12 protein-coding genes and 3 pseudogenes are annotated in these 13437 nt (G+C 62.5%); 8 read left to right on the top strand and 7 right to left on the bottom strand.

Features of this window, described 5'->3' with window-relative positions:
- Window positions 1-94 precede the first annotated feature (94 nt).
- Window positions 95-2788, bottom strand: coding sequence for an outer membrane protein assembly factor BamB family protein (locus tag AXA68_RS07105; protein ID WP_066414602.1), 2694 nt, complete (start codon window positions 2786-2788; stop codon window positions 95-97).
- Window positions 2789-2911: 123 nt separating this feature from the next.
- Between AXA68_RS07105 and AXA68_RS17280 the strand changes: the two genes are divergently transcribed.
- Genes AXA68_RS17280 through AXA68_RS17270 form a run of 3 tightly spaced genes read left to right on the top strand, consistent with a single transcriptional unit; the run spans window position 2912 to window position 3748 of the window.
- The gene (locus AXA68_RS17280) at window positions 2912-3172 is read left to right on the top strand and encodes a hypothetical protein (RefSeq protein WP_232745063.1); all 261 of its coding nucleotides are present in this window, start codon (window positions 2912-2914) and stop codon (window positions 3170-3172) included.
- 16 nt (window positions 3173-3188) lie between these two features.
- On the top strand, window positions 3189-3464 hold the full coding sequence (locus AXA68_RS17275; RefSeq protein ID WP_232745062.1) for a hypothetical protein: 276 nt from the start codon (window positions 3189-3191) through the stop codon (window positions 3462-3464).
- Window positions 3461-3748 (top strand): hypothetical protein, encoded by a 288-nt coding sequence (locus AXA68_RS17270; RefSeq protein WP_232745061.1) that lies wholly within the window; start codon window positions 3461-3463, stop codon window positions 3746-3748. The genes AXA68_RS17275 and AXA68_RS17270 overlap by 4 nt, the downstream gene beginning before the upstream one ends.
- Before the next feature lie 584 nt (window positions 3749-4332).
- Here AXA68_RS17270 and AXA68_RS15925 read toward each other — a convergent pair.
- A complete protein-coding gene (locus AXA68_RS15925; protein WP_080505172.1) occupies window positions 4333-5781 on the bottom strand; it encodes a flippase in 1449 nt (482 codons plus the stop codon).
- A 143-nt stretch (window positions 5782-5924) separates the two neighbouring features.
- Between AXA68_RS15925 and AXA68_RS16475 the strand changes: the two are divergent.
- The 4 genes and pseudogenes from AXA68_RS16475 to AXA68_RS15915 form a co-directional block, all read left to right on the top strand.
- Window positions 5925-6215, top strand: a pseudogene (locus AXA68_RS16475) (IS6 family transposase); the annotation flags it as partial.
- Between the two features lie 77 nt (window positions 6216-6292).
- Window positions 6293-6807, top strand: a pseudogene (locus AXA68_RS17630) (IS6 family transposase); the annotation flags it as partial.
- Between the two features lie 735 nt (window positions 6808-7542).
- Window positions 7543-8574, top strand: a complete 1032-nt coding sequence (locus AXA68_RS07095; protein ID WP_232745060.1) for a glycosyltransferase family 61 protein — start codon at window positions 7543-7545, stop codon at window positions 8572-8574.
- 52 nt (window positions 8575-8626) lie between these two features.
- Window positions 8627-9236, top strand: a pseudogene (locus AXA68_RS15915) (IS6 family transposase).
- A 40-nt stretch (window positions 9237-9276) separates the two neighbouring features.
- On the opposite strand, the gene AXA68_RS07090 reads toward AXA68_RS15915, so the two are convergent.
- The 5 genes from AXA68_RS07090 to AXA68_RS07070 form a co-directional block, all read right to left on the bottom strand.
- Window positions 9277-9555: a DNA-directed RNA polymerase subunit L gene (locus AXA68_RS07090; protein ID WP_066414597.1), complete on the bottom strand. Its 279-nt coding sequence runs from the start codon at window positions 9553-9555 to the stop codon at window positions 9277-9279.
- Between the two features lie 105 nt (window positions 9556-9660).
- A complete protein-coding gene (locus AXA68_RS07085; protein ID WP_066414596.1) occupies window positions 9661-10302 on the bottom strand; it encodes a 30S ribosomal protein S3ae in 642 nt (213 codons plus the stop codon).
- Window positions 10299-10721: a KEOPS complex subunit Pcc1 gene (locus AXA68_RS07080; RefSeq protein WP_066414594.1), complete on the bottom strand. Its 423-nt coding sequence runs from the start codon at window positions 10719-10721 to the stop codon at window positions 10299-10301. Before AXA68_RS07080 ends, AXA68_RS07085 begins: the two co-directional genes overlap by 4 nt.
- Complete coding sequence (locus AXA68_RS07075; protein ID WP_066414592.1) at window positions 10718-11878, bottom strand: exonuclease RecJ; 1161 nt, start codon at window positions 11876-11878, stop codon at window positions 10718-10720. The genes AXA68_RS07080 and AXA68_RS07075 overlap by 4 nt, the downstream gene beginning before the upstream one ends.
- Before the next feature lie 69 nt (window positions 11879-11947).
- Window positions 11948-12415 (bottom strand): 30S ribosomal protein S15, encoded by a 468-nt coding sequence (locus tag AXA68_RS07070; RefSeq protein ID WP_066414589.1) that lies wholly within the window; start codon window positions 12413-12415, stop codon window positions 11948-11950.
- 326 nt (window positions 12416-12741) lie between these two features.
- Between AXA68_RS07070 and AXA68_RS07065 the strand changes: the two genes are divergently transcribed.
- Window positions 12742-13425 (top strand): PHP domain-containing protein, encoded by a 684-nt coding sequence (locus AXA68_RS07065; RefSeq protein ID WP_066414586.1) that lies wholly within the window; start codon window positions 12742-12744, stop codon window positions 13423-13425.
- Window positions 13426-13437: the final 12 nt, after the last annotated feature.

The following is a 13437-nucleotide window of genomic DNA, read 5'->3' as shown; positions in this document are numbered from 1 at the left end:
CGTTCTCCGGCGGCAGATATATCACTTGTCCATCTATTCTCATCGTCGATATCGAACGGAACCGGTTCGGGACCGTTCCGTCGACGTGGGGGGCTCAGTCGAAGGCCGCCAGCCTGAGCACCCGCGCGAACTCGCCGATCGAGTCGTACCGCTCGTCCGGGTCCGGGTCGATGGCGCGGGTTATCGGTCGGTCGAGCGCCGACGGCACGCCGGCGTGCTCGCTCGGCTTCGCGGGCCGGTGGTCCGCTGGCGGGCTCCCGGTCGCGGCGTGGTACGCGAGCGCGCCGAGCGCGTACGTGTCGGGCTTGCCCCGCCAGAGCGGCTCCTCCGAGTCGGGTAGCTGCTCGGGCGCGGTGTACGGGGAGGGCGCACGCGTGCCGTGTTCGGGCGTGTCCCGCACCGCCGAGAGGCCCCAATCGTCGACGAGTCCGGTCGGATCTCCCGCCGACCCGACGACGCGGACCGTCTCGGGCGAGAGGTAGTAGTGTCTGACCGTGTAGCGGCTGGCCTGCGACATCGCCTCGGCCGCGTCGACGACCGGCGACAGCCGGGCCGCGGGCTCTCCGGGCGGATCATCGAGGTGCTCGCCGAGCGTGGAGGCGTCCCGGATCCGGTCGGTGAGCACCCACGGATAGGGCTCGGTTCCCGACCCGTACACCGTGACGATCCCGTCGTAGTGGCTGACGCTGCCCCAGTCGGTGGCGACGGAGCGGAACCGCTCCGCGAGGTCTTCCCCTCCCGCGGCGTCGGGAAGCGCCAGGACCCGTCCGTCGCCGCCGTCGATCCGCTCGTCGGTGACGGCGTACGCGGCGAGGGGGCCGACGGACCCGAGCGGTTCGATCGACGAGAGCTCGTCGACCGCCGAGAGCAACGCGTCCCCGTCCGATCCGCCGGCCCCGACGGCCGTTCCGGCTTCGTCTCCGGCGCCCCCAGTTCCTCCCGAGCCCTCGTTCGGCTCGGAAGGAGGAGAGGAGGCGGAAGAGAGGTTCGACGACGCGGCCGGGGAATCGCTCGACGACGCGGCGGACGACCCGGCGTCGTCGTCGGCCCCGACGGCCCCGGTGGTCTCGGCGGGCTCCGCGGGCTCTGCGGTCCCCGAGGAATCGATCCCGGCGCTCCCCGTTTCCGTGTTGCTCCGCGTCCCCGTGTCGCTCCCCATCTCCGGCGCGGCGGCTCCCGAGACGCTCGACGGCTCCGATGTCTCCGTCTCCGCGGACGCGTCCTCGGAGCTCCCTCCCAGGAACCGATACGCCGCGAGCGCGCCGACCGTGAGTCCGCCGGCCGCGCCGAGGATCCCGATCGCCGGAGCCCGGCTCGTCCAGCCGGAGGAGCCCGAACCGCCCACGGAGGGGGAGCTCCCGCCGGAACCCCCGTCGACGCCCCCGTCCGCCGCTCCCGACTCCCCGCCATCGGTCCCGTCGGCGGACCCGCCGGCGTCCGACGAGTCGCTCGATTCCGTCGATCCGGACGTGTCGGTTGACCCGGACGTGTCGGTCGACCCGCTCGAGGAGCCGCCTCCTCCCCGGAACTCGACGCCCGCCGCCGCGTGGTGGTGTCCGAGCGTCCCGAGCGACGCTCGCGACCCGACGCCGTGGCCGTCGCCCGCGAGGTCGACGACGGTCGGCGAGGAGAAGATCGGGTCCTCGGGGTCGTCGAACAGCCACCGCCGTTCGCCGCTTTCGGCGTCGAAGCCGTACACCTCTCCGGCGGCGTTCCCGACGAAGACCGTCCCCTGTAGGACCGTCGGCGAGGAGTTGACCTGATCGCCGGTGCTCTCCGACCACTCCGGATCGCCGCCCTCGGCGTCGAGCGCGTACAGCGACCCGTCGACGGAGCCGACGTAGACCGTTCCGTCGACGACCGTCGGCGAGGAGACGACGCCCGCGATCCCGTCGCTCGTCCACCGCCGTTCGCCAGTCTCGGCGTCGAGCGCGTGGAGCCCGACGCCGACCCCGACGCTGCCGACGTAGACGGTCCCGTCGACGACCGTCGGTGAGGAGAAGACGACGTCCTCGAGGTCGGTGCTCCAGGTCGTCTCGCCGGCCTCGAGGTCGACCGCGTACAGCCGGTTGTCGAACGAGCCGACGTAGAGCGTCCCGTCCACGACGGCCGGTGAGGAGGAGAGGCCGTCCTCGGGATCCGAGATCCGCCACCGCTCCGTCCCGTCCGCCGTCGCGAGCGCGAGAATCTCTCCAGTCTCCGTGCCGACGTAGAGCGTCTCCCCGTCGACGGCCGGCGAGGAGACCACGGCGCTCACGGAGTCGTCGACGCGCCACTCCTCCGTTCCCTCGCTCCGATCGAGCGCGACGACCGCGCCGGCGCTGGCGCCGACGAACACTCGATCGTTGATCACGGTCGGCGAGGAGACGATCCCGCCGTCCTCGCCGTCGCCGGCCTGGAAGGACCACACGGACGACCCGTCCGTCGCGTCGACCGCGTACAGCGACCCGTCCGCGGAGCCCACGTAGGCCGCGCCGTCGACGGCCGTCGGCGACGAGGAGACCGCGTCGCTCGGCTCCTCGAAGCGCCAGACGGAGTCGCCGGTCGCGGCGTCGATCCCGTACAGCGACCCGTCGTCGGAGCCGACACAGACGATCCGGTCGGGGACGTGGTTCGTCGCCGACGCCGTCGACGGCCCCTCGGCGAGCCCCCACGTCGAGGCTCCGACCGCCGACAACACGCCGGCCGTCCCGCGGAGCACGGACCGCCTGGCGGGGCGATCCCGGACCGCCGACTCGCCGGCACCGTCCCGAGCGCGACTCGTCCCCGACCCGTCGGGTCCCGTCATGTCGAACACTAGTCAGACTGATGCCATGAGTGTTTCCTCATCGGCCGGGGTCGCCGTGACGCCACAAGAACCATCCGGGTCCGCCGCGGAGACGGTACCGACGATCGATCGCGTCCACACGACATGAAACGCTACCCACCGATCCCGGCCGTAGCCGACGCGTCCGATGATCTCCTCACCGGCCACCTCTGGCTCCTCGAACTGATCGACGGCTGGCACCTCCGGTTCCGGATGGCCGACTCCGGGCTCATCCGGTTCGGCGACCGCGGGGCCGTCTACGACGATCCCGACGAACTCCCGGACGCGTACGGCCACGCGGTCCAACACGTCCGGGAGCGATTCGACCCGGGAGGCGCTCCGGAGCGCGGTCGACGACGTAACTGACGTCGTCTTCTTCGGCGTGGCCACCCATCGGCGAGCGATCGAGTACGACTGGGAGCGGCTTCCCTCGTTTCTCGGCCACGACGTGTGGTCCGAAACCGCGGGATCGTTCCGGCCGCCGGACGCCGCGGAGGCGATCTTCGAGCGACTCGGTCTCGATCCGGTGAACGCCGTCGAACGCGAGCGCCGCGCCCGCGACTTCGATCCCGAGTCGTACCGGTTCCGTCGTCGGCGTGGTACGACGGGCCCGCAGCGGGCGTCGTCGTTCGGAACAAGACGGACGGCCGGGGCGTGATCCGGCACGAGTTCGATCCACGACGAGACGGTGACGCCGTCGTCGAACGGGACGGTGGCGCCGGCACCGACGACGTCTCCCCCACGGCCGCGGCCGAGAGCTACGGGAGTCGCGAGCGCCTCCGACGGATCGCGACCCGGATCGAGAACCGCGGCGGCCCGCTCACGGTCGACGCGCTCACGGAGCGGGCGTTCGAGGCGTTCCTCCGGGAGCGGCACCAGTTGGTCGTCCGAAAGAGCAGGGATCGAACGCTAGAGGCGATCCGTTCGGAACTCCTCAACTGAACCCAGACGTTCATGGACGAAGCTGAGGCCGGCTGAGTCGACTTCGAAGGCTACTGCTTCTGGGAACTTGCTCGCTCCGAGAAGTGTCCGATTTTCATATAAAACAGTCTTCCCTCTATCAAATACAGAGATCGCCGGTGAGACGATCACGAGAGCGAGCGACTAAACGATCGGTGAGGCGACGGAAAACGGCCGTATCTCATCTATTCAAGAGTATGTTCACTCCGATGTATGTGACAACAATCAATGGAGTGGTCGATCGCGACGCGGGTGTACTGCCGACTCCACCGATGTCGTTAAATATATATTCGTATCGATTAATGGTCGTCTGGTCCTGTAGTTGACGGCGATTAGTTTCGTGGTGACGGAGTCGGTCAAGCCGACGAATATCTCCCCGCCGTCCAGCTTGTCGTCGATAAACAATCGGAAGCGTAGTGTCCTTACTCGCGGCGAATACAGTTACATGTCAGTATTTTGTTCCTCAGCGAATATATTCGCTAGAAACAAAATAGGGGCTTCGAATTGAGAGTCGCTTTGTTTAATTATTCTACTGGCTGAATTCTGTTAGTGGTAGTATTGGTAAATCACCGAGAAACAGACATGTCAATAGGAACATTACGTTTCACTGTTTCACGGAATTCTGCCGATATACCAAATAAACAGATGAGATACACACTAGCACCAATACCAACTAATAATAGAACAGTAGCGACGTTATGATGTAGAATACGATACGTACTTTCGATCCAGAGTCCCCCGTAGACTACTCCTGACATGAGAATTGCAGCGAACCACTGTTTTGAGATCTCATCTACGGGGAGATTAAATTCGATGACCGAATTAACGTGCCAATAAGCGAGAGCCAAACTGATCGCAACTGAAACTGTTGTCGCAATAGCAGCACCGATCCACCCATATAAATATACGAGCACAACGTTGAGCGAGAGGTTGGAACCAACAAAGACAATATTGACCCGAAAAGCGAGTTCCGGATGGTTGACAGCGTTCAGTGTGTTCAGAAGTTGGTCCTGATAGCCCATAAAGAGATTTGCTAATATCAGGAGAGTCAGAATTGTCACACCTTTTGGAAATTCGGGACCGTAGATCCGCAGCACACGTTCTCCGATAATGGCCCCGCCGAGAAACCCAGGAATAAGAAAGAGCCCTCCGAACGAAAGTGATTGTTCAACGATACGCCCTACCGCCTGCGAATCATTCTGCGTAGATATTGAACTCATTTCGGGGAACAACGTCGTGCTAAGCGCACCGCTAAAGAGAATAAAAAAGTGCGCCACGTTCCAGGCTACGGCATAAACACCGACAAGTCCAGATGAAACAAAAAATCCGAGGACGATAATGTCGGTATAACTGAACATTCGGGATTGGAGGCTCCCAAGCCAAGAGAATTTTGCAAAGTCAAACAAATCCCCAAAATGATCCTGATCTGGTCGAGAGAGATCTGGAATGTTTCGCATGACATAGTAGGAACCAATTCCGATTGCCGCGAGGTAACCAACAATATGTCCAATAAACAAGCTGGCAGTACTAACCCCAGCAATAATAAGCGAAACTTGAGCAAGTGCGCGTCCTCCCGTCCGCAGAGGTGACAAGACACCACTTATATGAACGAGATGAAGTCCAGTAAGTAAAGAGTCCACAAGCCCATTTAACAGTACAACAAACAATATGAAAATAATGTATCCAGTAGCAGGATACCCAACGTATCCAACGATTTGATCGCGAAAGAAAACGAGTACAGCCGTTGCGAATAAAAACATGAACAAGATCACGATCGTACCCGCCACGACGTATTCTCCTTTATCAGAGCCCTCAGACACGCGCTTTGCGATTGCTTTCGAAACGCCGACGCGTCCCAGAATGGCGAACCAAGACACGAGACCAATTACTAAATTATAGACGCCGAGGGGTTCTGATCCGAGGATTCTAGCAATATATACCGTAGCTAGGGCGCCAAGAAATGAAGCGAATATTTTCGATGAGAAATAGAGTAGCGAGGTTTGTCCGAGACGCATATTGTGTCTATCTACCTAGGTAAACTCATTTGAGCTACTCTTGTTTGTCTCTTTGCAATGGATTCGTAAAACCATTCGCATCATCCAATAGCCGGTGTTGAGATAAGGTCGAAGGATGAGGCGGTCAAAAGATCGAGTAGTTCATGCTCTCGTTCGATCGCCTCAGCGGCGATAGCGGTTGTATCGAGTTAGATTTTCTGGAGCAAGAGGCGATACCCGAGCCGGCGATGAAGCTCGGTATCCGACTCCATTTAGCTGAACTATTACTTTCAGATATAGTCTCAATTCTTGAAAAGGTAGGTGTCGATCGCCATCGAACCACCGTTCATCGGTGGGTACAGAAGGCCGATCTACAGCCGACAGATGGTGTCAACCCGAATCACGTTGTGGTTGATGAGACCGTGATTCAGCTCAACTCTGAGCGATATTGGCTGTAGGCTGCTGTCGATCCTGAGACGAACGCGCGATAGGCGATTGAAATAGGGATCTAATATCATTTATCGGTATGTAACTACGTGAGGTAAGTAAGCATCTCGAGATATTTGAGATCGATCGGAGTCATGTCGCTATCCATAACTAGGTTCATAAAGCCGATCTACAGCTGATCTCGACCATTTCAGAGGATCAACTCGTGGTTGACGAAAAGATGATCCGCCTCCACGGCCAGAAGTTCTGGCTGTACGGCGTGGTTGATCCACAGACGAACGAGATCATTCACCTGAGCCTCTATCCAACCACAAATAAACAGACGACACGATGGTTACTAACCGAACTACACCGGCGCCATCAGCTGAATAACATCGGATTTCTCGTCGACGACGCAGACTATCTTGGATCAATTCTCGTTGAAGACAGCTATCGATTTCAAGTTATTCAACATGGAAATCGAAATGCTACTGAATGTGTGTTTTAAGAAATAGAACGACGACCATCATCATTTGCGAATAATTTTAGCAATGTCGCGGTATAGACAGCTCAAGACTGCTCAAAGCCATCCCTGTCTACCACAATTCACGTCAAAATTAACGTGACCATCTAAAAACGACAGTTGGAGACTGTTCTACACTCCCAGAATCACAGTATTATTGTTTCGGCCTGACCCCCCATACTATGCGCCACCATCCCCGCAAAGCGAGACAGATATACGTCAGCGGAGGCTCAATCAAGACGATAAAGAGCGCGCTCCGATATGTCCCCAGTGAAGTGAATAACGTCCTGTTCAGACTGCGCCACGGGAACGGTACGCGAGTAATGGATGAAGACTGCGGTAACCTTCTCGTCCTTGACGCTTGCCGCTACGACATGTTCTGGGAACGAGTTGGTCTCGACAGTACCACCGAATCGCGACTCGGTCGGCTCCAGCAGCGTGGAGTTTCTGGAGCAGAACTTCGGATGCGAAGAGTCCCACGGCACTGTTTATATCAACGCCAACGCGTACATTCTTCGATCGAACCTCGATATGGTACTAGCAGAAGTCGACGAACCTATCTAGTTCGTTATCGACAGAACGGAGCATAGAGAGTTGTAAATAGGCCCATCCGTGGATCGAGAGAGTACCTCTGAAGAGATAGTAGATCCCCAGATGGTGAAAGGTATATCGATGAGCAAGAACCGAAGACAGACACAGTGATGAGATCGAGCGAGTTTGCGTACAGAAAACTGAAGCGCAAAATCCAATCAGACGGACTCAGAGATACGCTCGTTGCGGCCAGCGACTTACTAACTCGGAAACGACTCGGTCGTCCCGTCTTTGACCCTCTGGTGGAACGAAACATCGTTCGAACGATTTCACGGAATGAACTCCGAGCCAGCGCGCGTAGAACAGTTCCGATAGTGATAAATGAAGATACGAAATCGTTCGTCGCGCTTGTTGGAGCAGGTCGAATCCTCTCCGAAACAGGATTGGCGCTGACCGACCGCTTCGAAATTGTTGAGGAGACTGCGGCGGCACCAGACCATGTACAGCAGGCGATGATGGAGATGCTTTCACGAGAGTTGTTCTACGGTGACGTGCCAATTCGGCGACTGTTACGATGGTACGAAACTAACGACCCGTCAGTGACTCTTAATATCGTTGCGCCGCTCGTGCCACGCTATCCGAACTACTACCATTGGATGGTAGAGACGGTCCCGAAAATCCGGTATTTAAGAGAATTCGAGGATGTGACCGGCAAAGACGTGACGGTTCTTATCCCAGTCGACGCGCCACCCTTCGTAGCGGAGACGCTCCGTCTGCTTGAGTGGCCACAGTCGAAAATTGTGTGTGCGACGGAACCGGAGTACATTGTCCACAATCTGATCGTGCCGTCCTATCCCGAGCGACATGCCTCGGATTTCAAATGGATTCGACGGGAGATTCTTGAGACCGCACTAACCGAATCTGAACCGGATGAGAGAGACAACGTCTACGTCTCCCGAGCGAACGCCGTCGAGCGTAGAGTCCTCAACGAAGGCGAGGTAATGGATGTACTGTCTGACTACGGTTTCGAACGATACTGTCTCGAGAACCGGTCGCTTTCCGAGAATGCTCGGCTCTTTAATAGAGCAGATATCGTCGTCGGTCCGCACGGAGCCGGACTCACTGACATCATCTTCGCCAAAAACTGTACGCTTCTAGAATTGTTCGGGGAGAAGATCAAAGATCCGTACGAATTGCTGGCCGACACGCTTGGCGTAGGGTACGAGCCAATGTACTGTCAGGCCGATTCGGCCGATATCATTGTCGACACCGAGCAGCTTGAGAGGCGAATCTCTCAACTTGTCGACGACGGCTGGAAGAGACGAAGATTGTAGGCGATGTTGAGATAAGATCGAAGGATGAGGCGGTCAAAAGATCGAGTGGTTCATACTCTCGTTCGACCACCTCTGCGGCGATAACGATAATATCGAGTTAGATTTTCTGAAGCGAGAGCGACACCCGAGCCGGCGATGAAATTCGATATCCGACTCCATTTGGCTGAACTATAACTTTCTGACATAGTCTCAATTCTTGAAATTTTGAGTGTCGATCGTCATCGAACCACCGTCCGTCGATGGGTACAGAAGGCCAATCTACAGCCGACAGACGGTTCTGACTCGAATCACGTCGCGGTCGGTGAAACCGTGATCTAGGTCAACTCTGAGTGATATTGGCTGTACGCTGCCGTCGATTCCGACACGAACCGTCTACTCTACGCTCGACAGTATCCGACAAGAACGCAATATCCTCGATGTTTCTCTCAGAACTCCGTGAAAGCCATCGGGTTGATCATGCGACCTTTCTGGTCAATGGTGCTCCGTGGTCACAGGCGACCCTTCATCGTCACGGGCTCCGATTTCAACACGTCACACATGGGACTCGGAATGCCGTCGAACGTGTCTTTCGTGAAGTAAAACGACGAACAAACAGTTTACAAAATACGTTCAGCCATGTTGAGCCGACTAAAAGTTGGTTACGAGCGTTTGCCTTCGCATAGAATCAGCTTATCTAAACACAACCCGCGCCGGATATCGAATTCAGGCGGCCGAAACGGCGTCGCGAAGCGCGGCCGTGCGGTCCGTGATCGACGCCGCCGCGGCCTCAACGGCGTCGAGGGGATCGCCCGACTCGGATTTCACCGTGAGCACGGGGTCGGTCTGGCCGCCGGACTGCTCGGGGTTCATGTCGTAGGTCGCGGCGGCGACGTCCTCGGTCTCCAACAGCGCGCCCTTCAGCACGTTCATGAACGTGTGGTCCTCGCCGGCGATCTCGATGCGGAGTTCCGTGTCGGTCTTCTCGATGACCCGCAGTTCCATACCCGCGATTCGCCCGAGTGGCGTTTCAACGTTTCGTCTCCCGGATATCGTCGCTCCTCGTGGCGGTCGCGCGGCGATCGAAAAGGGAACGGCGTCCTCCGGAAGCTACTCGTCGACCGCGACGTCGTCGGCGTCGACGTCGACGGCGGCCTCCTCCTCGGCGGCGATCTCCTCGGGGCGCGCCTCGAGGGTCAGCTTCTGGACCTCGACGCGGCGCAGCGGGTAGATCGTCTTCGCGTCGGCGTAGATCGCCGACGAGAGGTTGCCGTCGACGATCGCGTCGACGAACGACTCGAAGGTGCGCTCCTCGGCGGCGGCGTGGACCTTGTCGATCATGACGCGGCGGATCGCCTTCTCCTGGGAGCGGTCGGCCTTCTTCGTCGTCAGCGCGACCGGCTGGACGCGGATCCGGTGGTCGTCGGTCGTCACGACCGTGATCGACGCCTCGACCTTCGAGGCACCACGGCGGACGAGAGAGCGCAGGTAATCGCGCGTCAGCTCGTACTTGATGAACTCGGTGTAGGCCGTGTCGCTACCCACGTCCGTGATCTTGAACGTGAGCTTCGTGTTGTTCGCGCTGGAGTCGCCGGTGAGCTCGCCCAGCGTGGTCGTGATCGTGCGGCCGACCACCTGGTCGGGCTCGTCGGCGAGCGTCTCGCCGAGCTCCGCGCGGTCGAACTGTTCGGGAGCCAGCACGTCGTACCAGCGTTTCTGTTCTCTGCTCTTGGATACTGATCGTTCGCTCATGTGTTGGTGTCGGTGTGTGTGTCCGTGTCGCTGTCTCGTGTCTCCGCCGCGTCGGCGGTCGTCTCGTCGCCGGCCGTCTCACCGTCAGCGACCGTTTCGCCGTCGGTCGTCTCGCCGGCGGTTCGGTGTTCGCGCGCCCGTTCGATGACCCGCTCCGCGACCCGCAGGTTCACCACGTAGTCGTCGACGGTCGACCGCAGCCCGCCCGTCGTCGGCCGCTCGATCCGGCAGTCGATCGCGCCGCCGTCGACGCGGACCGCCATCGAGTCGGTGTCGTCGGGCGCGAGCGCGGCGGCGACGAGGTCGGCGTCGGCATGGGTCGTCCGGACCGCCGCGGTCCGGCTCCCGTCCGCCTCGGCGGCCGGGGCCTCCTCGTCGGTCGCGACCGCCGATCCGTCCGCGACCGGGTCGTCGCTCATAGCGCCCCCCGGAGCGCGGCCAGCGCGTCCGTCGGGTCCCCGTCGACGGCGAGTCCGCCGCGGGTTCCGTCCCCCCAGCCCTCGCCGCCCGCCTCGCGGGCGGCCGACCGGCAGGCGTCGCCGATCTCCCGGTCTTCGGTCGCCGCGACCGCGATCCGCCCCGACGACTCGTCGAGGACGACCGCGACCGGCTCCGGCGACCGGAAGTCCCGGACGACCCGGGCGACCGTGGGGAGCACGCTCGCCGGCGCGTCGACGCGGGCGACGAGACAGCCGTCGTACCGGCCGGTCGTCGCGGCGTCGATCGCGCGGTGGGCGGCGGTGCCGTGGGAGCGCCAGGCGTCGACGGCGGCCGTCCGGAGGTCGTCCCCGGGATCGGTGGCGAGCGCGAGCGCGACGCCGGTCCCCGGCTCCTCGCGCGCGAGGGCCTCGAGGACGTCGGCGTAGCCGCCGACCGTCTCGAACGGGGCCGCGTCCGCGTCGAGCGCGTACGGTCGGAGCGCGCGCTCGACCGCCGACGCGCTCCGCGCGCTCGCGCCCTCGGCGGCGGCGACGTCGACGGCGACGAGCGAGGCCAACCGGCGGTGGTCGTCCTCGTCGAGCCCCGCGGGAAGGTCGAGCGCCGCGATCGCGGCCCGCGTCGCCTCGACGTCGCCGGAGTACGGCGTCCGGAGCAGCGTCGAGGCCGCGATACCGTCCGCGAGATCCGCGGTCGGCACCGCCACGCCGGGTCGTCGCGAGACGAGTCCGGCGCGTTCGGCGGCCTCGAGCGCGTCGCCCGAGCCGTCGGTGCCGGGCACGGAGCCCGCGGCGACGACGCCGGCCAGCGCGACCACCGGATCGGGCTCGACGCCCAGCTTGCGGGCGGCCGCGAAGGCGGTCGTGCTCGCGGGGCGTCGCGCGCCGGGCACCGCGCGTGGTCCCCGGTCGGCCCCGAGGACCACCGCGACGTCGTCGCCGTCGGCGTCCGGGACCGGGTCGCGGGCGACCCGGACCTGGAACGGTACGCCGCGCTCGCGAAGGGCGCGAGCCAGCGTGCCGGCGGCCGCGAGCGCGTCGCCGTCGTCGGTCGCGACGAGCCGGACGAACGGCGCGTCGGCGAGGACGCTGGCGAGCGCGTCGGGGGCGTGCGCGGAGTCGGCGGTCGTTTCGGTCACGGTGTGGTCGGTTCGGTGGGTCGGCGTGGTGGGTTACGGGTCGGTTCGGTGTCGGTGTCGGTGCGGCGGCTACTCCTCGAGGAGTTCGGCGGCGTTCTCGTAGGTGTAGACGAAGTCCTCGTCGATCTCGTCGCCGCGGTAGTAGTTCACCAGCCGGCGGATCTTCGACTCCGTGTTCTGGAGCGCGCGCTTGTTCTGGTAGTCCTGTCCGTTCTCGGCCATGTGCTCGCGCAGGCGGACCGCGCGGGCGAGCAGGTTCCGCAGGTCCTCGGGCAGGTCGGGCTCGGCGTCGTGCTCCTCGAGGATCTCGGTGACCTTCTTGCCGGTGGCGAGTTTGACGTCGGGCACCGGGACGCCCTTGACGCCCTCGTCGCGCAGCTTGATGCCGATGACGCTCGGGTCGTCGCCCTGCTCCGCCAGTTCGACGACGCGGGACTCGATGTCCTCGGCGTCGACGTCGCTCCACTCCGGGTTCTCGTCCGTCGCCGGCTTGTCCGAACCGGACGAACCGCGACGGCGCGTGTGCATTCGTGCCATTGGTTGAGTTGGAACGGCACAACCGCGAGTACGTGACCGCCGCCCGCGTGACGCGACTCTCGGAGCGCTCGCGGACGCGAGCGGGTCCGACGGGCCCGAGACGGGCCGCTACCGCGCCGCCGGGCGGCGGTGCACCGCTACGTTCCCAAGCCGTGGGCGAAGAGGCCCCGGCGCGTCGGATCCGCAGCTGTGCTGTTCCCGTTCGACCGGTCGACGCCCGAACGCTTAAGCGTGTTCTTGTCGAGCCGCCGGGAGCGCGGCGGCGCGGGAGCGTCCGGACACCCCGTACCGGGGAGTTTTTTTAATCGACTCCCGAAGGTTCGGCCGTGTTATCGGTCGAGCTGCACTCCCACTCGGCGCTGTCCCACGACGGGCGCGACCCGGTCGACCTCCTCTTGGAGCAGGCCGCCGCGGTCGGGCTCGACGCGCTCGCCGTCACGGACCACGACGAGATCGACGCGAGCATCGAGGCGGCCGAGAAGGCCGCCGACTACGGGCTCGTCGGGATCGTCGGCATGGAGGTGACCTCCGCCGCGGGCCACGTGCTCGCGTTCGGGATCGACGAGCTCGTCCCGAGCGGGCTCCCCTTCGACGAGACGCTCGACCGGATCCGCGAGGCCGGCGGGATCGCGGTCGTCCCCCACCCGTTCCAGAAGACCCGCCACGGCGTCGCCGCGCACGTCTCGGACGAGCAGCTCGCGAGCGCCGACGCGATCGAGGTGTACAACTCCCGGCTCTTCACCGGCCGCGCGAACCGCCAGGCGGAGACGTTCGCCGTCCGACGGAACCTCCCGATGACCGCCGGCAGCGACGCGCACATCTCCGAGATGGTCGGGCAGGCGGTCACCGAGGTCGGCGCGGACGAGCGCTCGGCCGACGCGATCCTCGAGGCCGTCGCCGACGGTCGGACCAGCGTCGTCGGGAAACGCACGCCGTGGCGCGTCTCGCTCCGGCAGTTCGCCGGCGGGGCGAAACGCCGGGCCCTCCGAACGATCGACGGGCTCCGGTGACCGTGCGAACGA

Source organism: Halorubrum aethiopicum, from assembly GCF_001542905.1.
GTDB lineage: Archaea > Halobacteriota > Halobacteria > Halobacteriales > Haloferacaceae > Halorubrum > Halorubrum aethiopicum.
This window is presented reverse-complemented; position numbering and strand designations above follow the sequence as displayed.